Genomic DNA, 22,698 nt, shown 5'->3' with positions numbered 1-22,698 from the left:
TGTCTCGAATTTTGAGTCACTCGTTTTTTGCATGGAAAAATGGATTTCTAATCCGAGTATGTTTTAAAGGGTGTGGCCTTATTTTTGAAGGTGTATTTCATTATTGGTTTGTTGGATCAATATTTATTGTTCGAACTTACTTTCAATGTTCATACGTACTATATAAATGTAGTGCAAGTGTGAGCTCTAAAAAATGTGCGGGGTCACTTAAGCTTCGATTCGTAAGTTGTTCGACACGCTGTAAACGATGATAGAGTGTGTTTTGATGTATATGAAGTACATCGGCTGTTTTTGAAATGGAACGATTTTGTTGAATATAGCAGGCAAGCGTGTCGAGTAACGTATAATCTTTTTTTTGAAATAACGGATCCAATACTTGGGTAATAAATTGTTGAATATCGCCTCGTGTATGCTTTCTAAATAAACGATTAATCCCAATTTCCTCAAAGCGTACTATTGTAATACCGGTTATTGATTTTGATTGATGAGGTAATGCGTGATCACTTTCAGTAAAGCTTGTTTCAACCTTTAATAAATTTTGCTGAATGGTGCCAACCCCTATGGCGACAAATTGTTGATGAAATTGTACCCAACTTTCTAGTACTTTAGGAAGTTGAATTACGATATTTTGTCTGAATGTTTCATCACCTTGTAAAATCCAAACAACTTGATCACTTTGCGTAAAAATAAAAGGGTGTGAAGGATAGTATTGGGTTAAATGCTCAATAAACTGTACAACATGCCAGTTAGTAAAATGACTAATTTTCAATGTGATACAAAAAGTTTGCCCGTATACATCTAAATGTAAATCTTCATAGCGAGGGTCTATAAACTGTGCTTGTCCCATCAAAATATGCTGAAATAATTCAAGTCGCTCTTTAAAGCTCATTTGACTTTTTGCTTGAAATTGAATCGCTTTTAAAGCAAGGCTAATACTGGCATTTTCTATTATGCGTTTTTCATGTGCCTCGATTTCTTTTAGTATTTCGAAAAGCAAATAGCCGAAAATTTGATGTTCATTTTTCACAGGATAAATGTAAAAGGATTTATGAATTAAATAAATGCCAGGTTCCGTAATGGTTTTTAATTGATTCAACATAAATTCATCAGGATAAGTTTCTCGGTCGATTAAATTTACATAATGTATGGATTTCTGTAATAAACCTTTTGTTTGTTCGATAATAATTGCTTCATCGACATTTTGCAGTGTTAGATTTAAAAAAAGCTGATGAATCGTATTATTTTGTTCATAATCTTCATTTAGATGCTCGATTTGTTCATAGGCTTCAGCATTTTTTAATGCGACAGCAGCTTGCGATGCAATACTTTTTAATAATTGCAAATCTCGATTTTGAAACGGCATTTTGTTTGTAAATTGATGGACGATTAAAATGCCAAATTTCCTTGTATCAGAAAAAATTGGAACAGCCATTGTCGTTATTTTTTCTGACGTACTGCCACTTAAAGCCCCTTGAAGTGCAATGTTATTTTTAGGTGAAATGTTCCACATTATTTTAACTGCTTCATTTAAATTATAAATCCCCGATTTTCCCGACTGGAAAGTATAGCCAGCAATACCTTCGCCAATAGAGGGTGAATAACTGTAAATGGCATCGGTTGTCCCTTTACTTGCAACCGTGTGAAGACGCTGATCTTCGTTATCAAACAGCATTAAAAAACCACGGTCAATGGATGGGATGGCCTCTAATGAATAATCCATAATTTTTTGAAGTAAAGGCTTAATTTTTAAATCTGAATTTAATGCAATCATTAATTGGCCAATCGCCAATTGCTGTTCCTGTTGTTTTGTATACAATTGCTGAAAAAATAGTTTTTCGACTTGTAATTGTACCAATTCAACATCATAGTAGCGCAAGTCCAACGCGATACTGCAATAGACAATATAGCGCTCAGGGATAGTTGTTTCAAACGTGGTAGTATAAAAGCCTGTCCGCTCATCAAGAACATATTGTTGAGAAAGCGTCTTCACGATGGTAGGTTTTCCACTAAATAAAAACCACTCTTGATTAGCACTATATATATAAAAAGTACAATGTTCATGTGAAATATATTTGCTCTTTTGTACGCTCAAAATGGACACACCCTTAAGAAATATTTGATTTTGGAACTTACTACAATTTTCAGTTAATAAAATTGTAACTTTCCCCAATGAATAAGTCACTAATTTTTTGTAATATTTAGATAATTATAAGGAGGCGATTACATGGAGAGTAGTATGAAAGACAAAGGTGGCTTGATTTTAGCTGTTTTGTACTTTGGATGGATAGTATCTTATGTGGATCGAACAGCGATTACACTGGCTTTAACAAATATTGGAGACGATTTAGCATTAAATGCTACACAACTTGGGTTTGTATTAAGTGCATTTTTTATGGGATATGCCTTTATGCAAATTCCTGGAGGCTGGCTTTCAGATCGTTTTGGAACAGTGAAAATATTAATAATTGCCGTGTTATTTTGGTCAGTTTTTACTGCGCTTACAGGTCTCGCTTGGTCGATCGTATCATTAATATTCATTCGTTTCTTATTTGGTGTAGGAGAAGGGGGATACCCAGCTGCAAGTACGAAAGCGATTGCCACATATTTTGAAAAATCGCAGCGTACAAAAGCGCAAGCAACGATGATGTCATCAAATATGTTAGGTGCAGCACTAGCACCCATTCTATGTGCGCCATTATTATTACTATTTGGCTGGCGTTCCGTATTCTTTATAATTTCAGCATTAGGAATTATTTTCGTGTTAGCTTTATTGTACTTTACGCGAAATGCCAAAACATATATGGAAGTAAATGGTGAACAACAGAAGGGCTCGTTTAAAGCTGTTTTATCGAATCCATACTTATTAAAAGTATTAACGATTTTTTTCTTTATTAATATTGCAAGCTGGGGCTTAAGTTCTTGGATGCCAACATATTTAATGCAGGTTCACAATATTGATATGAAAAGCATTGGTTTAGTTGCAGCTATTCCAGCATTATGTTCTGCTGTCGGAATGGTTGTAAGTGGTCGAATTATTACGAAGTTAGGTGAAAAATCCAAATATGGTGTGATTCTAGGTGCAGCTGTTCTAGCTGTTTCACTATTTTTAATGGCTAGTGCGTCATCTATTATTTTGATTATTCTGTATCAGTGCATCGCCTTCACATTTGTAGCGTTTGTTATTTCGTTCATCTTTACTACGCCACACCGTGTCGTGGAAGAAAGTAACGTAGCAACTGCATTTGGTGTTGTTAACTTTGGTGGTCAAGCAGCCGGTATTGTTTCGCCATCGATTATGGGCTATTTAATTAACGCATCAGGTGGTTCGTTTAATACATCATTTATCTTTTTAGCAATCGTATGCGCGATAGCAGCATGTATTGCAATTACATTACCACTAAAAAAATCAGGTTCGGTTAGTTTAGATCCAGTGGAGGGATAGCATGAAACAACAACTGTTTAAATCGATGGAACAAAATGAGGCTATTTTTGCAAAAATGGCGAAGGATATTTGGGACCATCCACAAGTAGGCTATGAAGAGACATATGCATCTGAAGTGCAGAGAAACTTTTTACTCGAACAAGGTTTCCGTATTTCAACAAATACTGGCGACGTGGCAACAGCTTTTATGGCGGAATGGGGTACAGGAGCACCAATTATTGGATTTCTAGGTGAATTTGATGCGTTACCAGGTTTGAGTCAGCAAACAACGACAACTCATTTACCAATCGTAGAAGGTGGTCCTGGACATGGATGCGGACATAATTTATTAGGAACTGCTGGAGTGGAAGCAGTTGTAGCATTAAAAAACATGATGGAGAAGGAGAACATTGCCGGTACAATTCGCTATTATGGCTGTCCAGCAGAGGAATTATTATCAGGAAAATCATTTATGGCACGTGAAGGGGTATTTGATGATTTAGATATCGTCTACACATGGCATCCTGGCACATATAATATGGCGGTTCATCCGTCTATGCAAGCATTAACTGGGGTGGAATTTTTCTTCAAAGGTCGCACGGCACACGCTGCAGCTGCACCTCATTTAGGGAGAAGTGCATTAGATGGGGTGGAAATAATGAACGTTGGTGCAAACTATTTACGTGAGCATGTTCCTGATGGCTCTCGTATTCATTACCAAATTACAAATGGGGGATTAGCGCCGAATATCGTTCCTGATGAGGCAAGTGTGTTTTATTTTTTGCGAGGTGCAACACGCGAAGCAGTGGATGATTTATTACGCCGTTTAATTCGTGTAGCAGAAGGCGCGGCCCATATGACAGAAACAACTGTTTCCTGGAAGATAAAGTCGGGTTGCTATGATTCGCTACCAAATATGACGTTAAATAATCAAATGTTTGCCCAATGGCAGGAGTTACCGCCACTCCAATTTTCAGAAGAAGAGGAAGTATACGCGAAAGAGCTTCAACAATCAATAGATCCATCTGTTTTTGCGGGAGCGAATCAGCAGCTTGCGATGATGGGGGGCGATGTGGGCAATGTTTTAATTAAAGATCAGTTAAACCTCCCTCAACTATTCCGTCAATCTATGCCGGGTTCAAGTGATTTAGGTGATGTCTCATGGATTGCACCACTCGGACAAGTGACAACAGTTTGTGCCCCTCATGGAGTACAGTTGCATACATGGCAGGCGACATCTTCTTTTGGGACTTCTATCGGAATGAAGGGCATGCACTATGCTGCGAAAACAATGGCGGGTGCTGCACTTGATTCATTAGTAAATCCACAAGTGATTGCGACGGCAAAAGCAGAATTTGACCGGTTACGTGCAGGGAAAGAATATATTTGTGCAATCCCAGCTGAAGTGAAGGCACCAAAGCCAACTACAAATTTACAATAATAGTAGGTTTTCATCTTGTGTCAATTACAAAAAAGATTCCCGAAAAAACTTCGAGAATCTTTTTTTCATTATATTGCTACCCAATGTCCATCTGATACTTCAACTAACTTTGCATTTTCTACATCAAATCGATTTGACATAAGCTGTTCTTCATTCATCACTTCGCGTTTTTTCTTCTTTTCAATCGCTGGATCAGGGATTGGAATCGAGTTAAGTAGCATTTTTGTATATGGATGCTTTGGGTTGCTGTATAATTCTTCACTTTCGGCAAGTTCGACAATTTTACCACCGTACATAACAGCGACACGGTCACTAATATGTTTCACCATTGATAAATCATGCGCGATAAATAAATACGTTAACCCAAGACGTTGCTGTAAATCTTTTAATAAATCAACGACTTGCTTTTGAATCGATACATCGAGTGCAGATAATGGTTCATCGCACACAATAAATTGAGGCTCTACAGCAAGTGCGCGAGCGATACCGATGCGCTGGCGTTGACCACCACTGAATTCATGCGGATAGCGTAGTGCATGTTCTTTTTTCAAGCCGACGAGCTCTAACAATTCCTCTACACGAGAACGACGCTGTTCTTTTGATGTCGTTAACTTATGTAAATCTAATGCTTCTCCAATAATATCGAGCACCTTTTTCCTTGGATTTAAACTCGAATATGGATCTTGGAAAATGATTTGCATATGTCGACGCATACTTTTTAACTCATTTTTCGTAAGTCGACTTACCGGAACACCTTTATACAACACTTCGCCATCAGTTGGTTCGTGTAATTGTAATAGAGTACGCCCGGTAGTTGATTTTCCAGAACCAGATTCACCAACAAGACCTAATGTTTCACCAGGATAAATTTGAAATGATAAATCATCAACTGCCTTTAGCACATTGCCTTTTGCCATTTCAAAATGCTTTGATATGTTTTTCACTTCAACAAGTGGCACAGTCATATCGAGCTCAGGCGCTAAATTTGGGATTACTTTTGGTTCTTTCTTTTCATGCAATTTTGGTAGAGCATGTAGTAAACGCTTCGTGTAATCATGCTGCGGATTGGCGAAAATTTCTTCGGTTGTACCTTGCTCAACTACCTCGCCCTCTTTCATAACGATCACGCGATCACACATACCGGCCACAACCCCTAAATCGTGCGTAATTAAAATAATTGACGTGCCAAGTCGTTGTTGCATTTCTTTCATTAATGAAAGAATTTGTGCTTGAATTGTAACGTCTAACGCGGTTGTTGGTTCATCTGCAATGAGTAGGGAAGGGTTACAAGCTAACGCCATCGCAATCATTACACGTTGGCGCATTCCACCACTAAATTCATGCGGATATTGATTGTAACGTTCTTCGCTATTTTTAATGCCGACTAATTTTAATAGTTCGATTGTTTTGGCGAACGCTTCTTTATTCGATAAGCCTTGGTGTTTAACTAAACCTTCTGCAATTTGTTCCCCAATACGAATCGTTGGATTTGTTGACGTCATCGGATCTTGGAAAATCATACTAATATCTTTTCCTCGAATTGCTTCCATTTGTTTTTCAGATTGTAACACGAGATTTTTGCCGTGGAATTCGATCGTTCCCGACTTCAAAAAAGAGGGGGGGGAAGGTAATAAACGCATAATTGATCTTGCTGTTACACTTTTACCACTTCCAGACTCCCCTACAATTCCGACAGTTTCACCTGCATTTATATGGAAACTTACACCTTTCACGGCTTCAAATTCCGACTCATCAGTTATAAATGAAACGCGTAAATCCTTTACCGTTAGTAGTTTTTCACTCATTTTTTTCTCATCCTTTAAAAATTTTGAATATTAATATTGACGAAACGGTGTTACTAATACATACTGTACTAAACAGGTAGGAATTATGCAATATAAAGTTTTGAACTATTCCATTAAGAAAGCAAGAATAGTAGAAAGGAGTTGCATCGATGAAAGTATGGCACATCTTTCAGGATAGCTTTGAAAAAAATACGTCGAAAAAAAGCTATTACTTCGCCTACATTTTATTAGGCTTCATCGTGCACATTGTCACTTATGTCATGTACATTCGTGGTAGTTCGAATGCGAAAAATATCCAGTTAATAAAGCAATTCGAGGAGCAACTAATTGAGGAAGGGCAAGTACTTACATGGACACGTGAATACGAAACGCAGGAGCGTGCAAAGGCCGCATTTTTCAAACAAGCAATTGATGAAAAAAGAATAAAAGCAAATGCACAGCAACTAGCACAACAAAAATTACAGCGTACGGTTGATAAGCTACTCGCTGCACACGGTGTAGAAAATAATACATATACAAATTACTTTAGCCAGCTTTTGAAAACACCTAAGTTTTTAATCATTAGCTTAATTCCGGGTATTTTTATGTATATTCTATTGTTTATTTCGAGTAATCCATTTATTCGCTTCATCTTTGAACGATTAATTCAAAGTGTGTTTGTTATTTTGGGTGTGGCAACGCTAGTATTTACGATTTTGTATATTTCTCCTTTTGACCCAGCGCGAAATTTATTAGGCATTGAGGCAACACAAGAGCAAATTGAAAACTTTAATCGTTTGTACGGATTAGATCAGCCGTATTTTGTACAGCTTTGGCATTCTCTTACGGGCTTATTTACGTTTGATCTTGGTACATCCTTTGCAGGTAAGGAGGATGTAACACAAAGTATTTTGAATAAATTCCCTGTCACATTAGAAATCGCGTTATTTTCTTTATTAATGGCGATCGCGATTGCGATTCCAGTGGGGATTATTTCAGCAGTTCGCCCAAATTCTTTTATTGATTATGTATTTATGTTAATTGCGCTAATTGGTTTATCGATTCCAAGTTTTTGGCAAGGGTTAATTTTTATTTTAACGTTCTCAATCGATTTAAAATGGTTCCCTGCAACATACAATCCGAACAATTGGATGTCATTAGTTCTGCCAATTGTTGTTCTTGGTACATCGATTACAGCATCCATTGCGCGGATGACCCGCTCGAGCATGCTCGAAGTTATTCATGAAGATTATATTATTACCGCAAAAGCGAAAGGGTTAAGTGGACGTAAAGTGATTACCAAACACGCCATTCGAAATGCGATGATTCCGATTATTACCGTGATTGGACTATTATTCGGGGGGATGCTTGGTGGGGCGTCTGTTACAGAAAAGGTTTTTAATATTAGTGGTATAGGGAGTTATATCGTTGATAAGCAATTTATTCCAGATATCCCCGCAATCTTAGGCGGGGTCGTATATATTGCCATTACAATTTCAATTGTGAATATGTTAATTGACATTTTATATGCATTCTTTGATCCTCGTATTCGATCAAAAATGAAAAAATCTTAGGAGAGAGTAAGTCGTGAAATTCATTTCAGATGTAAAACTGCTTTTGAAAATAACACAAGAATATGTCAATGCTCAGTTTACGATTGCTTTTTCTGCTATCTTTTCAATGCTGTTTTTACTTTATAGTTTTAATTTCTCAGAGGGTGTATGGCGACCTGCTGTATTGATGATGTTTGCAATCTATTTGATTACGACAATCTATGTATGGTTTGTTTCCCACCTCATTAAAAAGGATTTAGCAAGTGAACGCGAAATCCAAAAGCGATCACGCTTACTTGGGTTTCCTCTTATTTTATCAATTTTTGTAGGAAACGTTTTTGCAGCAGGATTTGGCTTTATGCTTGCAACAAAAAACAAAACGGCAGAGTACACCTTTGCTGTGTATGCGTTTAATACGCAAATTTTTATCTTGGTCGTATCGGCAATGAATCTATTTAAGCCTTATGTAGTAGATACTTTTTTACTCGCTATGGGCGGTTTTATAGCATTAGCGATACTATATCTAATCGTTGCAATTCTTATTGCACGTCATGTCACGCTTAGTAATGCGCCGAAATGGATGTTACCGGTAGGAGTCATTATGTGTATTCCGGTGTTAACAGGAAATATTTTTTCTTTATTACTAGGTATAACTCTAATTCGGAAGGCGCGGAATGCGGATCCATCTGCTGTTGAGAAGTGGCAAAAAATGTGGAATAAAATTTTACGAAATTCGATGGCTGTATTTGGTTTGTTTTTTATCGTCTTTATGTTCTCATTATCTGTCGTGAGTAGTTGGACGTTTGATTATGATTTTGCAGTAGAGAACAATTACGCTGCACTTTTGCAAACACCATCTTTACAGCATCCATTAGGTACAGATAATTTCGGTCGAGATTTATTTTCACGTATTGTATTTGGGGCACAAATCTCCTTAATCGTAGGTTTTTGTGCAACAATTATTCCGGCTCTTATCGGAGGGGCACTTGGCGCAATCTCAGGCTACTATGGAAAAAATACCGACAATCTTATTATGCGTAGCTTAGATGTGCTCTATGCGATTCCAGGTATTTTACTTGCGATTGCCATTATTGCGGCATTTGGCGCGAACACGTTGAACTTAATTATTGCATTAAGTGTTGGCGCAATTCCAACGTATGCACGGACGATGCGTGCAAATGTGCTACAAATATCAAACTATGAATTTGTTGAATCTGCGCGCGCATTAGGTGCTTCCGATGGAGCCATTATTTTCAAACATATTGTACCGAATGCTCTTGCGCCGATGATTGTAAAAGCGACTTTAACAATTGGTGGAGCTGTCATTTCGACAAGTAGTTTAAGCTTCTTAGGTCTAGGTATTGAGCCGCATATTCCTGAGTGGGGCAATATTTTAAAAGTAGGAAGCACTTATTTAGAGTCTCACTCTTATTTAGCTATTTTCCCCGGTCTATGCATTATGCTGCTCGTTCTATCGTTTAACTTTTTTGGCGATGGACTTCGTGACGCATTAGATCCGAAATCAAATTAACTTTTTGGAGGAAATCAACATGAATAAAAAATTATTTACATTAGCATCGACTGCAACAGTTGCAGCGGTAGCATTAGCAGGCTGTGTTGAAACAAAGTCTGATGTAGAAGAGTCAAAAACAGATATTACGGAAACAGCCGGTGCAAAACCTGTCATTGAATTATTAGGTATGTCTTCAGGTGAGCAAGATATGAACATCGTACGTGATCAATTAGTGAAAAACGGCTTCGATGTGAAATTAAATATTCAACCAGATTATGGCTCATATACAGCGCAACAAGATGCGGGTAACTTTGATATTGCGATTTCAAGTTGGACTACTGTAACAGGTAACCCTGACTATGCGGTACGTGGTTTATTCAAAACAGGTGGGGACTATAGCCGTACTTCAGATGAAACAGTCGACCAATTAATCGATGAAGCGAGTACATTAACGGGCGATGAAGCAAAAGATAAGTATAAAGAATTAGAGCAAGCGTTAGTATTTGATAATGCATATATCGCACCACTTTATATTTCACAAAAATTCCAAGGAATTTATTCAAAAGAAATAAATCCAGATACAGTACGTTTACCAAAGTCACGTGCACAGGCATGGGAAACAATTTCCTTTAATGATGAAGCGAAAAATGATACAGAGACATTAGTATTACATCAAGCGATCGCTTCATTAACTTCACTTGACCCAGTGAAAGGAAATGACGGTTCAATTAATACATTGAATACAAATATGAATGTCCGTTTAGTAAACTTATCAGATACGGATGAAGTTGTTTCAAAAGGTTCATTATCTTATAATCATGCGATGTCGGAAGATGCAAAAGAATATTATTTCGTATTACGTGACGATATTAATTTTGCAAAAGTAGAAAACAAAACTGCGGTTGATACAGGCGATTTAGTATCTGCAGAGGATGTTGTCTTCTCATTAAACCGTGCCAAAGATCAAAATGCTGTTCCAGATCACCGTACTTATTCGATTCATGAAAACATTGAATCCGTAGAAATCATTTCGGATATTACGTCATTACAGTCAGTGAAAACAGCGGATGGTAACACAGTATTAGAAGCATTGTCGGAGGATTTACCTGCAGCGGTGGCCGAAGTCGTAGCAGATGAAGCAGATGTAGATAATGCAGCTGGAAAATACCAAGTAGTGAAAATTACGACATCAACAGCATTCCCACAAGTATTAAACTACTTAGCGCACCAATCAGGTGGTATTGTATCAGAAGCAGCAGTGACTGCAGTCAATACATTTGATGTTGCAAGCTATGATCCTAATAAAGATGTCGCTTACGGTGACCAAGCAACAGTGACGGAAGGTGCTACTTATGCCAATCACTTAGCCGCATCTGGACCTTACATTTTAGTACAAAAAAATGACTATGAAGCACAATTCGTGAAAAATCCAGCTTACCAAGTTGGTACAGAGAACGAACCAAAAATCAAAAAAATTAACGTACGCTTTATTGCAGATAACGACAGTGCATTATCAGCATTACGTAACGGGGAAATTCATGTATTACAATCAGTACCTGAAACAAAAGTAGATGTAGTGGAGGGCGACCAAAACTTAACATTAAAAACGGCAGATTCTAATGCAGTAAGTTACTTATTATTCAACCAAAACGGTCGCGAAGTATCGAAATCAGTAGATTTACGTAAAGCAGTACTTTACTCAATCAACCAATCAGAGTTCATCAGCTATTACCAAGATAAGAAAAAACCAGCTGTATCAACAGTTTCTCCATTAGTAGATACAGGATTAAAGCTAGAAGCAGATAGCGCGAAAGTAAAAGAGTTCTTAAAATCTTATCAAGAAAGTAAATAATTTATTTTGAATAATTAATATTAGGTAGAGTCCGAGATTGTTTTAATTCTGGCTCTACTTTTTTATTTACGAAAAGCCTTTACAAATTTAGTTATTTTCCATAATATATACATACAAATACTCAACGTTGAGTGTTTTATGTTGACTAAAGGAGGTAGGCAATGTTTATTCAAGCAAGAAATCTGCATAAGTTTTATGGCAGAAGAAAAATTGTTAGTGGGGTTAATTTAGATGTTCATGAAAATGAAATTTTAGCTGTAATTGGTTCGAATGGGGCGGGAAAATCTACAACGATCGAAATGTTAATTGGTTTACGAAAAGCAGATGCAGGACATATCAAGTATTGGCTTGAGACCTATAAGGAAAAAATGGGTGTTCAACTTCAAACAGCGCCATTTTTTGTTGGCTTAAATGCAAGTGAGAATTTAAAGCTATTTGCTTCGTTTTACAGAAAAAAGTTAACGGATGAAGAAGTACAGGGTGTGCTTAAAATGTGTGGCTTAGCTCATGTAGGAAAAGTAGAGGCATCAAAGCTTTCCGGTGGGCAACAAAAGAGGTTGGCCATTTGCATTGCGCTTATTCATAATCCAGAACTCATTTTTTTAGATGAACCAACTGCAGCACTTGATCCACGTGCTCGACAAGAAATTCATGAACTAATAAGGGAACTTCAATATCAAGGAAAAACAGTTGTATTTACTTCTCATGATATGGCAGAAGTTGAAAAATTAGCGACACGTATTGTTATGATTGATCAAGGACAAATCATTGTAGAAGGAAAAACTGACCAATTGTGTAAAGCGTATAATATAGAAAGTTTAGAAACTTTGTATTTACAGTTATCAGAAGGGAGGCATCAGCATGTTCCAAGTAATTTTTAAATCGATGCTTGTTATCGCAATTAGGGATAAGGTAACATTGTTTTATTCATTCGCCTTTCCGATAGTACTAATGATTGCTCTAGGCTCTTTTTTCAATGAAAATACTCAACAGTTACAAATTGTCGCAGGAGTAACAGCAATTAGTACAATTTTTTGGGGTATGCAAGGTATTGCTTTCCAAGTACATGCACAGCGGAATAAAGGCGTATATAAATTGTTAAAACTAACCCCAATGCCACTTTTTACATTTATTTTAATTATGGTACTCGCTCGGACATTTACCGGTGTTTTAATAAATTCTATTGTTTGGTTACTAGGTATTCTTCTATTTACAATTGATGTTTACATGCCTACAGTTATCAATACGTTTTTACTATTAATAATTGGCTCACTTTGTTTTACAACGATCGGATTTGTTATAAGTAATCTTGCTCGAAATGAAGCACAAATAAGTATGTATTCAAATTTAATCCAACTGCCGATGATCTTTATGAGTGAAGCTTTTTATCATTTGAAAAATGCACCAGAATGGTTCGTTCTTATTGGCAAACTATTCCCATTCGAACATTATGTAAAGGCATTACGAGGCTTAATGATGGGAGAAAATAATGTATTACTTTTGGGATATGGAATACTCCTTATTTACTTCATACTAGCAATACTGCTCGCAATTCGAACATTTAAATGGGATAGTAACCAAATGGATATAAGATTTAAGGAAGGAAAATATGCATCCTAATGTAAATAGTTTGATGTAATTTCATGTTATAATACTCAATATTGAATAGTTAATATTGAGGTGCATAAACAATGACGAGATTAATGGTATTAGGATTATTAAAAACAAAACCGATGTCCGGCTATGAAATCCAACAGCTTTTAATAAAAAGTCAGGCTGATTCATGGGCAGGGATTTTACCAGGTTCGATTTATCATGCATTGAAAAAGATGCAGACTGAGGGTCTAGTCGAAATCAATTCTATCGAAAAAACAGGAAATCGTTCGAAAGCGATTTATAAAATTACGACATATGGAGAGATGGAGTTTGTTAAGTTACTAGTAGAGTCGTTACAAGTTTCATCTGTTCATCTACCAAGTAATTTATATACAGGGCTTAGTTTTATTCAACATTTATCAAAAGATGAGATAATTCAATCATTACAAGGTCAACAAGCAATATTAGAAGAACAATTAGAAAAACAAAGATCTGGAATTGAAATTAAACGTAATCATATGCCAATGGATGATGTAACAGAGCTGCTCTTTCAAAATGTATTTAGGCAATATGAATTACAAATTCATTTACTAAAAAATTTGATTCGATATTATAATAATATTTAAAAATAAACATCCGCATCTAAATAGGATTAAAGATGGTAAACGAATGAAACGAAATATGGTTTCATTCGTTTTTTTGTAAAAGTAAGAACAAACATCATTTATTCAAGAAAATTGTTTAAAAATTGCATTGACATTAGAGTTCACTCCAATGTTAGCATGATGGAAGGGGGGAGATTATGTATATTAAAGAATTTGCTTTGAAGTACCATTTATCAAATGATGCGATTCGATTTTACGAAAAGGAAGGATTATTACATCCAGTTCGTTTAAATAATGGGTATCGATTTTATGACCAACAATGTGAAAGTACGATTAAGTTTATTTTAGTATTAAAGAAGCTTGGTTTTTCGCTTCAAGAAATTAATTCGTTGCTTAAGTTAGGCCAACAATCCTTTAGTAATGAATGTAATATTGCAACGGCTTCTCTTTTTGCCAACAAAATTACTGCGATTGAAAAACAAATAGAATTGTATAGTGCTGCATTAGTTGCATTAAAAACAGTGGAGCAATTAATAGATGAAGGGAAGTATGAAGAAAATAAAAGCAAGACAGAAGAAATGGTTGAAGAGATGTATAAAAAAATGAGCCAAGAGGAGGATAATCATGTATTTACGAAACTGGATTAAATGGGAGTATATTATTGGCCTCATCTCAATTATTGTTCTATACATCTATTTAGATTATTCCATATTAGTATTCTTTTTATTTTTATTAGTTCCTGATTTATCAATGATTGGTTATTTTGTTAATCCGAAAATAGGTGCGATTCTCTATAATAGTGTGCATCATTTTAGTTTACCTATCATTCTTTTAAGCATTTGTATTTTATATCATCAAGAAGCGATACTTCCTTATGCTATGATTTGGATTGCGCACATTTTGATGGATCGTACATTTGGCTTCGGACTAAAATATGCAAATGATTTTAAGGAAACACATTTACAAAAGATTGTCTAATACGACTGAAGGGTGAACAAATGAACTTCCACATGGCGCTACGTTTTCTTTTAGAATTAATGATGTTGGTTGCAATTGGGTTTGGTTTTTACAATATGGGCAATAGTTTTTTTACTAAGCTTTTATTATGTATCGTATTTTTAGCAATAACGATTATTACATGGGGAACATTTGGTTCACCGAATGCTCCCTTCGTCCTTCAAGGATATCGTCGTTTTCTATTGGAACTTGCTATACTTTTTGTAAGTATAGGTTTCATGTGGACTTTATTACACCCAATTGTCATTCTTAGTTTTGCAATCATATTCCTATTAAACTGTTATTTTATAAGTTGAACCAAAAGTAATTTCATTTTCCTAAATAAATTGTATCAAGTTCTTCTTCAATTATTTTTTCCCCTATGTTTTTTATATAGTAAGTCCTCGCTTTAATTCTGGAACTAACTGAAGTAAATAGTGCTTCATTTATAAAGTGAAGCGCGGCACCATCGTCGGCTGCATAACCTTCTTTTATTTTGCCTTCCAAAATTAACCGGTGATAAGAGGGCTTTCTTTTATTTTCGCCATCATAATGAGGGCAATTACTGCCCTTCAAAAATCCTAGACAATCTAACGTATATAATGGTCCATTTAATGGGTCAGTTAATCCTTCTTCAAACCAACAGATTGAACCAGCACTTAACCCGGCAAGTATAATTCCATTGTTATAGGCCTTTTTCAAAATACGATCTAAACCCCATTCTTTCCACAAAACAAGCAAATTTCTTGTATTTCCACCGCCAACATAAATAATATCCTGCGACAAAACGTACTTTTCTAAATCTTCAAATTCTGGTTCAAATAATGACAAATGAGACGGCTGACAAGGCAGTGTTGTAAAAGCTTTATAAAACCTTTCTACATAATTCGTTTGATCTCCGCTCGCTGTTGGAACAAAACAAACCCTTGGTAAATCTGTCTTTACTTGATTTAAAATATATTTATCGAGTAATAGGTTTTCTGGTTCCATTGAAAAACCACCGCCACCCATTGCAATAATTTGCCTCAATTAAATCCCTCCAAATTAACCTCACTTAATAATAAATTAAAACTCCTGTTACAACACAAGTAACAGGAGTAACATGTATATATTTAGACAACGAAAGGGAATACACCTTTTTTAAAATTCTAAAATAAGATGTTTCTCCATAATCACGGTGTTTTGCCATTGTCCATTTCTTTGGGCAATGCCTTTTCGAATACCAACAGTACGGAAACCTGTTTTTTGATGTAATTGGATGCTTGCTAAGTTATTTTGAAAGATTGAAGATTGTAGCATCCAGTAGTTTTGAGCCTTTGCTTGTTCAATTAAATATTGTAAGAGCATTGTGGCAATACCTTTCCCATGTGCTTCTGGAAGTATATATACACTCACTTCACCAACCCCTTGATAGGTTGCTCTTGAAGAAATAGGAGTAATAGAAATCCAGCCAAGAATTTTTTGATTTTCTTCATATAAAAATCTTAGGGAAGAATGGTATTTCTGATGCCATGTTGCAATATTTGGAACCGTTGTTTCAAAAGTAGCGATCCCAGTATTAATTCCAGCTTGATAAATGTTGAGGATTTCAGAAATATCTTCTTGTTCAATATTCCGTATCATGTTGCTCCCTCCATTATTGACAACAGCCGTCAATACCTGTGTGGCAGACACCTGTTTCAGGTAGTGTCAATTTTACATTTAGGGCAGCTTCTATATCACCAGCAATATAGGCAACAATAGAACGCACTTGCTCATAACCTGTTGCCATTAAAAATGTTGGGGCACGCCCGTAAGATTTTGAACCAACAATATAAAATCCTTGTTCATGTTGGCGTAGCTCTTTTTCGCCATGTGCTGGAACGGTTCCACAACTATGCAAGTTAGGATCAATCAGTGAAGCAATTGCGAATACCGCTTCTGTTATTGCATCTACTTGATAGCGAAGTTCCTTATGGAAAGAGAAGTCTGGACGGTTTCCTGTATTCACAATGATCTCATCAAACGGACCGATTTTCTTTTTATTGTCTTTTAAGAATATTTCCTCTTCTTTATCTAAAATGGATTGAATGTAGAAGGGGGTTTCCACTTTAATAACTTGATTATCAATGATTTGCTTCATCTGTATGCCTAGTTCGCCTCGAGCTGCCAATTCATCCGATGTTCCACCACCTAGAGCATCTTCTACACGATGTTTTCGTAAAACCCAAGTGATTTCTGTTTCTGGATCTGCTTCTTTAATCGCAAGGAGTTGTAGCAAAGAATTGATTGCCGAATGTCCAGCACCAATAACTGCAATCCGTTTATTTGCATAACGCTTTTTGTTTTCGGCTACATTTGGAATTATATATTGGGTTTTTGAAGCAATGCCTAATTCAGCCGGGAGCCAAACACCATGACTAATCGCGGGGTTAGGGTTCCCCCATGTACCGGTTGCATCAATTACGGCAAGGGCCTTATAAGATTTTGTACCAAGAGGACCCGTTGTAAAAATTAAAAATGGTTTCTCTTCACGGTTTTTTGACTTCATTTTATCCGTATCTTGCTTTGTGATCGCTACGACCTCTTCGTTTGTATGAATTTTATCTTTCATTAATTCGCTTAGTGGCAATAAATATTCCTCACGAAGAGCTTTACCTGTTGGGATTATTTTTTTATCTGGCATTACCCAACCGGTTTCTTCAAGCAAGCTTTTTGCAGCAGCATCAACATTAAATTCCCAAGGAGAAAACAGTTGAACATGTTCCCATGATTGTACATTGGATGCTATTTTGCCTCTTTCTAGAATGAAGTAAGGGATATTATTTTTTTCTAAATGTGCTGCTGCAGCTAAGCCGATAGGACCCGAACCTATAACCGCTACGGGATAAGTTGGCTCGCAGCAATCGTCATTAGGGGAGCAGCAAGTTGATGAATTGGATAAAATGTTAAGTTCCATTAGAATTCCTCATTTCTTTTTGATTTTATAATTCAGCACGTGCTTGCTGTTCTTCAGCAAAGAGCTTTATTCGTGCTTCAATCGCATCACGAACTGTTTGGAATATAACCCATTTCTCTGCGTCTGTACCAGTTGCTTTAGCTGGGTCAACAAATCCCCAATGTTCACGACGTACGCTTTGGGGCGTAATAGGGCATTTATCTGCTGCATCCGCACAAAGTGTTACAACGAGAGTAGCACTATTTAATAAATCTTGACTGATAAGATCAGAAGTTTGATTGGTAATATCAATCCCTATTTCAGCCATTACTTTTACAGCATTCGGGTTTAGCCCATGTGCTTCGATTCCTGCACTTTTAACTGTCCAGTTTGGTAAATATTTCTTCGCAAAAGCTTCAGCCATTTGTGATCGACAAGAATTTCCTGTACATAAAAAGTAAATTGTATTGTTCATCATAATGCTCCTAATATAGTAAGAATGAAATGTAAAGCCCCATTAGTGTTATAAATAAAATAGGGATTGTTAAAGTAATTCCGGTTTTAAAGTAAGTACCCCATGAAATTTTGACACCTTTGCCGCTTAGTACATATAACCAAACAAGTGTTGCAAGAGAACCAATTGGTGTAATTTTAGGACCTAAATCCGAGCCAATAACATTCGCATAGATAAGTGCTTCTCTCAAAGCCCCTGATGTAGAAGTTTCAGCTATTGCTAACGCATTGACCATTACTGTTGGCATATTGTTCATCACACTCGATAAAGTTGCTGCTAATAATCCCATACTAACGGTTGCGACGAATAGCCCTTTGCTCGCAGTCCATTCGATAAGTTGTGATAAATAATTTGTTAGACCAGCATTTCCTAAACCATAAACAACAACGTACATGCCAATAGAAAAGAATACAATATTCCAAGGTGCACCTTTGATGACCATTTTTGTATCAACTGCATAGCTGTTCCGAGCAAGGATTAATGTAAAGAGGGCAATTACACCAGCAATCAATGACACAGGGATTGCGAGCCATTCACTAGAGAAATATCCAATAACAAGTAAGGTTAGGATAGGCCAAGACCAAGCGAAAAGTTTTGCATCTCGAATCGCTTCTTTTGGTTCTCTTAACATGTTTTCATCAAACTGCTTTGGAATAAACTTGCGGAAGTAAATAAGTAGTACCGTTATTGTTGCAATAATTGAGAAGATGTTTGGTAGTACCATACGCATGGCATATTCAACAAATCCGATACTAAAGAAATCAGCGGAAACGATGTTCACTAAATTACTGACAACGAAGGGTAAGCTTGTTGTATCGGCAATAAAGCCACTCGCCATAATGAATGGGAACACCATTTGTTCTTTAAACTGTAAGTGCCGTACCATTGCTAAAACGATTGGCGTTAAAATGAGTGCTGCTCCGTCATTGGCAAACAAAGCGGCAACGACTGCCCCTAATAAACTGACATAAATAAAGAGTTTTACGCCATTGCCATTTGCGATTTTTGCCATATGTAATGCAGCCCATTCAAATAAACCAATTTCATCTAGGACAAGTGAGATGAGTATAATCGCAATAAATGACAATGTCGCATTCCATGTGATACCTATGACTGTAAAGACATCATCTAATGTGACAATGCCGATTAGTAAAGCAACAACAGCGCCGGCCATAGCAGACCAACCGATATTTAAGTTCCTGGGCTGCCAAATGACAAATGTAAGAGTAATAATAAAAACGATTAAGGCTAAGATGAACATGATGACCCCATACAACGACAAGTGTCATTCGCCTCAAGTGATTTAATTACACTTGATACGACAAGCGGTAAATCCTCAGCTAAGCGATAATATTTCCATGTGCCGTCTTTTCTTTCTAAAATAATGCCTGCTTCTTTTAGTTTCTTCAGTTGTTGGCTAACAGCAGGCTGTGATATGCCTAATACCTCAACAAAATCACAAACGCAAACTTCGCCATTTTTCAAACATGAGAGTAGTGTTAGACGATTCTTATCAGCCATAGCTTTTAATTGAACCTCAAGTAATTCAAGTTCCATATGAATCCTCCTTATATAAGTGTTTACTTATGTATAATAACGTAATTTTCAATATAAGTAAATGCTTATATTGGAAATTTAGTCCTTAATATTTGGTAGATTAATTGTGGAAACCATTTTGGTATCAATTAAATAACTTTACAATTATTTGAATTAAATTTACTATTATGTCATACGATATATCGCGTGACATAATAGTGAGGTGTTGAGTTTGTCTTATAGTGGTGGGCCGATGACAGAGGCAATGTATTATGTGCTACTAGCATTAATGCGACCTAACCATGGTTATCAATTAATGCAATCCATTACAGAAGTGTCAAAAGGACGTGTGAAAATGGGTCCAGGCACGTTGTATGGTGTTCTTTCTCGCATGCAAAAAGATGGGTTAATTGCGTTATCAAAAGATGATGGGCGAAGGAAAACATATGAAATTACACGTGAGGGTGAGCAAGCATTACGGGTAGAATATGCACGTTTAAAATCAATAATTGTTGATAGCAGACTATTAGAGGAGGATGAAAACCATGGGTAAAATCGTACGCAAAGTTCGACCAATAGACTACTGGCGAATTGGAGAACATGAAAGTTGGTTTTCAGACATGTCCTTAAAAGGGCTACATCTTTGTAAAATGGGTAATCATTTTGCGAAATTTGTAAAAAGTACCCCGCAACGGATAGAGTATCGAATTGAGGTCACAGAAAAGAAAGAAATTTCTGATGCCCAAATTATTTTGTATGAAGATCATGGCTGGCAATATATAACTAGCTATCAATATTTCCATGTATTTGCTGCACCTGAAGAAAAGAATGCACCTGAGATACATACAGATCCTGCAGAACAATCTTATACGTTAAGTAAACTGAATAAAAAACTAATTATTAATTTAATCTTAGTTACATTCGGGGTTGCATGGATTGTTGGAATGCTATCCGCGGTTTGGTTTTTAGATGATACACCTGTTTTACGATTGGTTGAAGGACATATCATTCAACAAACCGTTTTAGCTCTTTTTTATTTGTACTATATTTATTCTTCAATGAGAGCGTTGTTAGCAATTCATGCTTTAAGGAGAAATTTAAAAGAAGGAAAAGCGATAAACCATCACGCTCCGTGGGAAAAGAGCCTAAGAAAAGGGAAGTTCGTATCAATAGGTTTTATAATCGTTGCCATAGGTAGTATTGGCATTCCAATTATGCAGTTAATAAAGATGGATACATTAACTTTACCAAAAGACTCGTCAAGTTTACCGTTAATTCGCCTAGCGAATCTAGAACAAAACCAAATGCTCGTACGTGATGAGTTTTATATAGACGGTGAAGATTGGGCGAATCGCTACTCAATTAATTGGAGCCCATTTGCACCAGTGCAATATGAATCAGGAGAAAGTGGGACGATTAATAATATGAAATGGCAGGATCAAAGTGGAATCTATTCACCAAGCATTTCTTCAGAAGTATACCAATTGAATTTTGAAATACTAGTAAAGCCATTAATTTCAGACTTAATAAAATGGCATTCATATGATGAAAAAGAACCGTATATTGAGAAAAACCACCCTGAATTTGACCAACTTATTGTTCAAGAAGAGGCTGAAAAGAAGGAAATATTTGCTTCGAAAGGAAAAGCGGTAATGTACATCCGATATTTTGGATATGCAGAAATGGATGTGCTAATTGAGCATGCTGCGCAAAAAATTAATCTACTTACTGAGGATTAACCATAACTACATAAATTGAGAAATATGTAGATTTAGAAAACTTCCAAGAAACTGTTTATTTCTTTTTTGCACTATGTTAGGCTAGATTTGCCAAGTTTTGTTATTCTGATTAATCAGAAAATATTTGCGAACCAGTTTTTTATCTTAAATTAAAAATTCCAATTGAGGGGAAATAAGATGAAAATGAATATGGTTGAAGAGAAAGTTAAAGAATTAATTGAAGAAAATGATTTTTCAGGGGCTATTTTTGTTCAAATGAATGAATCGTTGATCGAGCAATTTAGCCATGGCTTTGCAAATCGTACGGATCAAGTATTGAATCAAGTTAATACACGATTTGGTATCGCTTCCGGTTGCAAATTATTTACAGCTATTGCGATTTGTCAACTTGTTGAGCAAGAGAAAATTACGTTTGAAACGAAGTTAAAAGATTGTTTACATTTCATGTTTCCAGCTTTTGATTCATCAATTACAATTCATCATTTATTAACGCATACTGCAGGTATACCGGATTATTTTGATGAAGAGTTGATGGATGATTTTGAAGAATTATGGATTACACATCCGATGTATTTAATTCGAAACTTAAGTGACTTTCTACCTTTATTCCAAAATAAACCGATGAAGTTACAGGTTGGTGAAAGGTTCCATTATAATAATGCAGGGTATATTATACTTGGACTTATTGTGGAAACTGTCAGTGGTATGAAATTTAGTGAATATGTAACTGCGTATATATTTAAAAAGGCGAATATGCATGCTTCCGGTTATTTTGAATTAGATGCACTTCCTTTGAATACCGCGACTGGATATATAGATTTTCCAGACGGTAAATGGAAATCGAATATTTATTCGCTGCCTGTTAAGGGCGGTGCTGATGGCGGTGCATTTGTTACAGTCGAAGATATGAGTAAACTATGGGATTCATTAATGAATTTTCAATTATTAAGTGAGACGTATACGAAAAAATTACTCACACCATACATTCATACAGATGATGACTTTAATCGATTTTACGGCTATGGGATATGGATTGACCAAATTCATTATGAAATTTCCAAGTATCATGTAATGGGCTACGACCCAGGTGCAAGCTTCCATGCAGCCTATTATCCTATTAATAAAGCGATATCTGTAGTTTGTTCGAACAAAAGTACAGGTGCATTCCCCATTTTTAATGCGGTTGAACAAATGATAAACGACCAAAAAGAATAGTTATTTTTGAACAATT

General features: G+C 36.2%; 22 protein-coding genes. 14 read left to right on the top strand and 8 right to left on the bottom strand.

The annotated features are described in order from the left end of the window. Positions 1–142 precede the first annotated feature (142 nt). Entirely contained in the window at positions 143–2,092 is a 1,950-nt protein-coding gene (locus tag MKZ17_RS11985; protein WP_340723965.1) for a helix-turn-helix domain-containing protein, read from the bottom strand. A gap of 132 nt (positions 2,093–2,224) precedes the next feature. Between MKZ17_RS11985 and MKZ17_RS11980 the strand changes: the two genes are divergently transcribed. Then, the gene (locus MKZ17_RS11980; RefSeq protein ID WP_340723964.1) at positions 2,225–3,442 is read left to right on the top strand and encodes an MFS transporter; all 1,218 of its coding nucleotides are present in this window, start codon (positions 2,225–2,227) and stop codon (positions 3,440–3,442) included. A 1-nt stretch (position 3,443) separates the two neighbouring features. Beyond that, positions 3,444–4,862: an amidohydrolase gene (locus MKZ17_RS11975; RefSeq protein WP_340723963.1), complete on the top strand. Its 1,419-nt coding sequence runs from the start codon at positions 3,444–3,446 to the stop codon at positions 4,860–4,862. A 68-nt stretch (positions 4,863–4,930) separates the two neighbouring features. Here MKZ17_RS11975 and MKZ17_RS11970 read toward each other — a convergent pair whose 3' ends face one another. After that, positions 4,931–6,667 carry an ABC transporter ATP-binding protein gene (locus MKZ17_RS11970; protein WP_340723962.1) on the bottom strand — a complete coding sequence of 579 codons (1,737 nt, stop codon included), beginning with the start codon at positions 6,665–6,667 and terminating at the stop codon, positions 4,931–4,933. 149 nt (positions 6,668–6,816) lie between these two features. Between MKZ17_RS11970 and MKZ17_RS11965 the strand changes: the two genes are divergently transcribed. From MKZ17_RS11965 to MKZ17_RS11925, 9 genes are all read left to right on the top strand, one after another. Beyond that, complete coding sequence (locus MKZ17_RS11965; RefSeq protein WP_340723961.1) at positions 6,817–8,220, top strand: ABC transporter permease; 1,404 nt, start codon at positions 6,817–6,819, stop codon at positions 8,218–8,220. A gap of 13 nt (positions 8,221–8,233) precedes the next feature. Further along, entirely contained in the window at positions 8,234–9,730 is a 1,497-nt protein-coding gene (locus tag MKZ17_RS11960) for an ABC transporter permease (RefSeq protein WP_340723960.1), read from the top strand. 19 nt (positions 9,731–9,749) lie between these two features. After that, positions 9,750–11,564 (top strand): ABC transporter substrate-binding protein, encoded by a 1,815-nt coding sequence (locus tag MKZ17_RS11955; protein ID WP_340723959.1) that lies wholly within the window; start codon positions 9,750–9,752, stop codon positions 11,562–11,564. A gap of 161 nt (positions 11,565–11,725) precedes the next feature. After that, positions 11,726–12,445, top strand: coding sequence for an ABC transporter ATP-binding protein (locus MKZ17_RS11950; RefSeq protein WP_340723958.1), 720 nt, complete (start codon positions 11,726–11,728; stop codon positions 12,443–12,445). Then, on the top strand, positions 12,426–13,184 hold the full coding sequence (locus MKZ17_RS11945) for an ABC transporter permease (protein WP_340723957.1): 759 nt from the start codon (positions 12,426–12,428) through the stop codon (positions 13,182–13,184). Before MKZ17_RS11950 ends, MKZ17_RS11945 begins: the two co-directional genes overlap by 20 nt. A gap of 71 nt (positions 13,185–13,255) precedes the next feature. Then, positions 13,256–13,786: a PadR family transcriptional regulator gene (locus MKZ17_RS11940; protein WP_340723956.1), complete on the top strand. Its 531-nt coding sequence runs from the start codon at positions 13,256–13,258 to the stop codon at positions 13,784–13,786. A 176-nt stretch (positions 13,787–13,962) separates the two neighbouring features. Continuing rightward, positions 13,963–14,412: a MerR family transcriptional regulator gene (locus MKZ17_RS11935; RefSeq protein ID WP_340723955.1), complete on the top strand. Its 450-nt coding sequence runs from the start codon at positions 13,963–13,965 to the stop codon at positions 14,410–14,412. After that, a complete protein-coding gene (locus tag MKZ17_RS11930) occupies positions 14,390–14,743 on the top strand; it encodes a DUF4260 domain-containing protein (RefSeq protein WP_340723954.1) in 354 nt (117 codons plus the stop codon). Before MKZ17_RS11935 ends, MKZ17_RS11930 begins: the two co-directional genes overlap by 23 nt. A 20-nt stretch (positions 14,744–14,763) precedes the next feature. Then, positions 14,764–15,078 (top strand): YrdB family protein, encoded by a 315-nt coding sequence (locus MKZ17_RS11925; protein WP_340723953.1) that lies wholly within the window; start codon positions 14,764–14,766, stop codon positions 15,076–15,078. A 13-nt stretch (positions 15,079–15,091) separates the two neighbouring features. Here MKZ17_RS11925 and MKZ17_RS11920 read toward each other — a convergent pair whose 3' ends face one another. The 6 genes from MKZ17_RS11920 to MKZ17_RS11895 all read right to left on the bottom strand — a co-directional run bounded on the left by MKZ17_RS11920 (position 15,092) and on the right by MKZ17_RS11895 (position 19,749). Continuing rightward, positions 15,092–15,790 (bottom strand): Type 1 glutamine amidotransferase-like domain-containing protein, encoded by a 699-nt coding sequence (locus tag MKZ17_RS11920; RefSeq protein ID WP_340723952.1) that lies wholly within the window; start codon positions 15,788–15,790, stop codon positions 15,092–15,094. Positions 15,791–15,901: 111 nt separating this feature from the next. Continuing rightward, positions 15,902–16,384, bottom strand: coding sequence for a GNAT family N-acetyltransferase (locus MKZ17_RS11915; RefSeq protein WP_340723951.1), 483 nt, complete (start codon positions 16,382–16,384; stop codon positions 15,902–15,904). A gap of 13 nt (positions 16,385–16,397) precedes the next feature. After that, positions 16,398–17,699 carry an NAD(P)-binding domain-containing protein gene (locus MKZ17_RS11910; protein ID WP_340723950.1) on the bottom strand — a complete coding sequence of 434 codons (1,302 nt, stop codon included), beginning with the start codon at positions 17,697–17,699 and terminating at the stop codon, positions 16,398–16,400. A gap of 25 nt (positions 17,700–17,724) precedes the next feature. Then, positions 17,725–18,156: an arsenate reductase (thioredoxin) gene (arsC, locus tag MKZ17_RS11905; protein ID WP_340723949.1), complete on the bottom strand. Its 432-nt coding sequence runs from the start codon at positions 18,154–18,156 to the stop codon at positions 17,725–17,727. Positions 18,157–18,163: 7 nt separating this feature from the next. Then, complete coding sequence (locus MKZ17_RS11900) at positions 18,164–19,453, bottom strand: arsenic transporter (RefSeq protein ID WP_340723948.1); 1,290 nt, start codon at positions 19,451–19,453, stop codon at positions 18,164–18,166. Next, positions 19,441–19,749: an ArsR/SmtB family transcription factor gene (locus MKZ17_RS11895; RefSeq protein WP_340723947.1), complete on the bottom strand. Its 309-nt coding sequence runs from the start codon at positions 19,747–19,749 to the stop codon at positions 19,441–19,443. Before MKZ17_RS11895 ends, MKZ17_RS11900 begins: the two co-directional genes overlap by 13 nt. Positions 19,750–19,960: 211 nt before the next feature. Here MKZ17_RS11895 and MKZ17_RS11890 point away from each other — a divergent pair, with 211 nt between their 5' ends. The 3 genes from MKZ17_RS11890 (at position 19,961) to MKZ17_RS11880 (ending at position 22,682) form a co-directional block, all read left to right on the top strand. Next, positions 19,961–20,281: a PadR family transcriptional regulator gene (locus MKZ17_RS11890; RefSeq protein ID WP_340723946.1), complete on the top strand. Its 321-nt coding sequence runs from the start codon at positions 19,961–19,963 to the stop codon at positions 20,279–20,281. Next, positions 20,274–21,467 (top strand): DUF2812 domain-containing protein, encoded by a 1,194-nt coding sequence (locus MKZ17_RS11885; protein ID WP_340723945.1) that lies wholly within the window; start codon positions 20,274–20,276, stop codon positions 21,465–21,467. The genes MKZ17_RS11890 and MKZ17_RS11885 overlap by 8 nt, the downstream gene beginning before the upstream one ends. Before the next feature lie 177 nt (positions 21,468–21,644). Then, a complete protein-coding gene (locus tag MKZ17_RS11880; protein ID WP_340723944.1) occupies positions 21,645–22,682 on the top strand; it encodes a serine hydrolase domain-containing protein in 1,038 nt (345 codons plus the stop codon). Positions 22,683–22,698: the final 16 nt, after the last annotated feature.

The sequence above is a fragment of the Solibacillus sp. FSL R7-0682 genome, assembly GCF_038005985.1.
In the GTDB taxonomy this organism is placed as follows: domain Bacteria; phylum Bacillota; class Bacilli; order Bacillales_A; family Planococcaceae; genus Solibacillus.
Note: the sequence above shows the minus strand (reverse complement) of the source record. Positions and strands in the feature narration are given on the sequence as shown.

What these genes read in the sequence shown, in the direction of transcription:
- MKZ17_RS11980 (WP_340723964.1), top strand. Translation starts at nt 2,225, where the DNA reads ATGGAGAGTAGTATGAAAGACAAAGGTGGCTTGATTTTAGCTGTTTTG.
- MKZ17_RS11975 (WP_340723963.1), top strand. Translation starts at nt 3,444, where the DNA reads ATGAAACAACAACTGTTTAAATCGATGGAACAAAATGAGGCTATTTTT.
- MKZ17_RS11970 (WP_340723962.1), bottom strand. Translation starts at nt 6,667, where the DNA reads ATGAGTGAAAAACTACTAACGGTAAAGGATTTACGCGTTTCATTTATA.
- MKZ17_RS11965 (WP_340723961.1), top strand. Translation starts at nt 6,817, where the DNA reads ATGAAAGTATGGCACATCTTTCAGGATAGCTTTGAAAAAAATACGTCG.
- MKZ17_RS11955 (WP_340723959.1), top strand. Translation starts at nt 9,750, where the DNA reads ATGAATAAAAAATTATTTACATTAGCATCGACTGCAACAGTTGCAGCG.
- MKZ17_RS11950 (WP_340723958.1), top strand. Translation starts at nt 11,726, where the DNA reads ATGTTTATTCAAGCAAGAAATCTGCATAAGTTTTATGGCAGAAGAAAA.
- MKZ17_RS11945 (WP_340723957.1), top strand. Translation starts at nt 12,426, where the DNA reads ATGTTCCAAGTAATTTTTAAATCGATGCTTGTTATCGCAATTAGGGAT.
- MKZ17_RS11940 (WP_340723956.1), top strand. Translation starts at nt 13,256, where the DNA reads ATGACGAGATTAATGGTATTAGGATTATTAAAAACAAAACCGATGTCC.
- MKZ17_RS11935 (WP_340723955.1), top strand. Translation starts at nt 13,963, where the DNA reads ATGTATATTAAAGAATTTGCTTTGAAGTACCATTTATCAAATGATGCG.
- MKZ17_RS11930 (WP_340723954.1), top strand. Translation starts at nt 14,390, where the DNA reads ATGTATTTACGAAACTGGATTAAATGGGAGTATATTATTGGCCTCATC.
- MKZ17_RS11925 (WP_340723953.1), top strand. Translation starts at nt 14,764, where the DNA reads ATGAACTTCCACATGGCGCTACGTTTTCTTTTAGAATTAATGATGTTG.
- MKZ17_RS11915 (WP_340723951.1), bottom strand. Translation starts at nt 16,384, where the DNA reads ATGATACGGAATATTGAACAAGAAGATATTTCTGAAATCCTCAACATT.
- MKZ17_RS11910 (WP_340723950.1), bottom strand. Translation starts at nt 17,699, where the DNA reads ATGGAACTTAACATTTTATCCAATTCATCAACTTGCTGCTCCCCTAAT.
- arsC (WP_340723949.1), bottom strand. Translation starts at nt 18,156, where the DNA reads ATGATGAACAATACAATTTACTTTTTATGTACAGGAAATTCTTGTCGA.
- MKZ17_RS11900 (WP_340723948.1), bottom strand. Translation starts at nt 19,453, where the DNA reads ATGTTCATCTTAGCCTTAATCGTTTTTATTATTACTCTTACATTTGTC.
- MKZ17_RS11895 (WP_340723947.1), bottom strand. Translation starts at nt 19,749, where the DNA reads ATGGAACTTGAATTACTTGAGGTTCAATTAAAAGCTATGGCTGATAAG.
- MKZ17_RS11885 (WP_340723945.1), top strand. Translation starts at nt 20,274, where the DNA reads ATGGGTAAAATCGTACGCAAAGTTCGACCAATAGACTACTGGCGAATT.
- MKZ17_RS11880 (WP_340723944.1), top strand. Translation starts at nt 21,645, where the DNA reads ATGAAAATGAATATGGTTGAAGAGAAAGTTAAAGAATTAATTGAAGAA.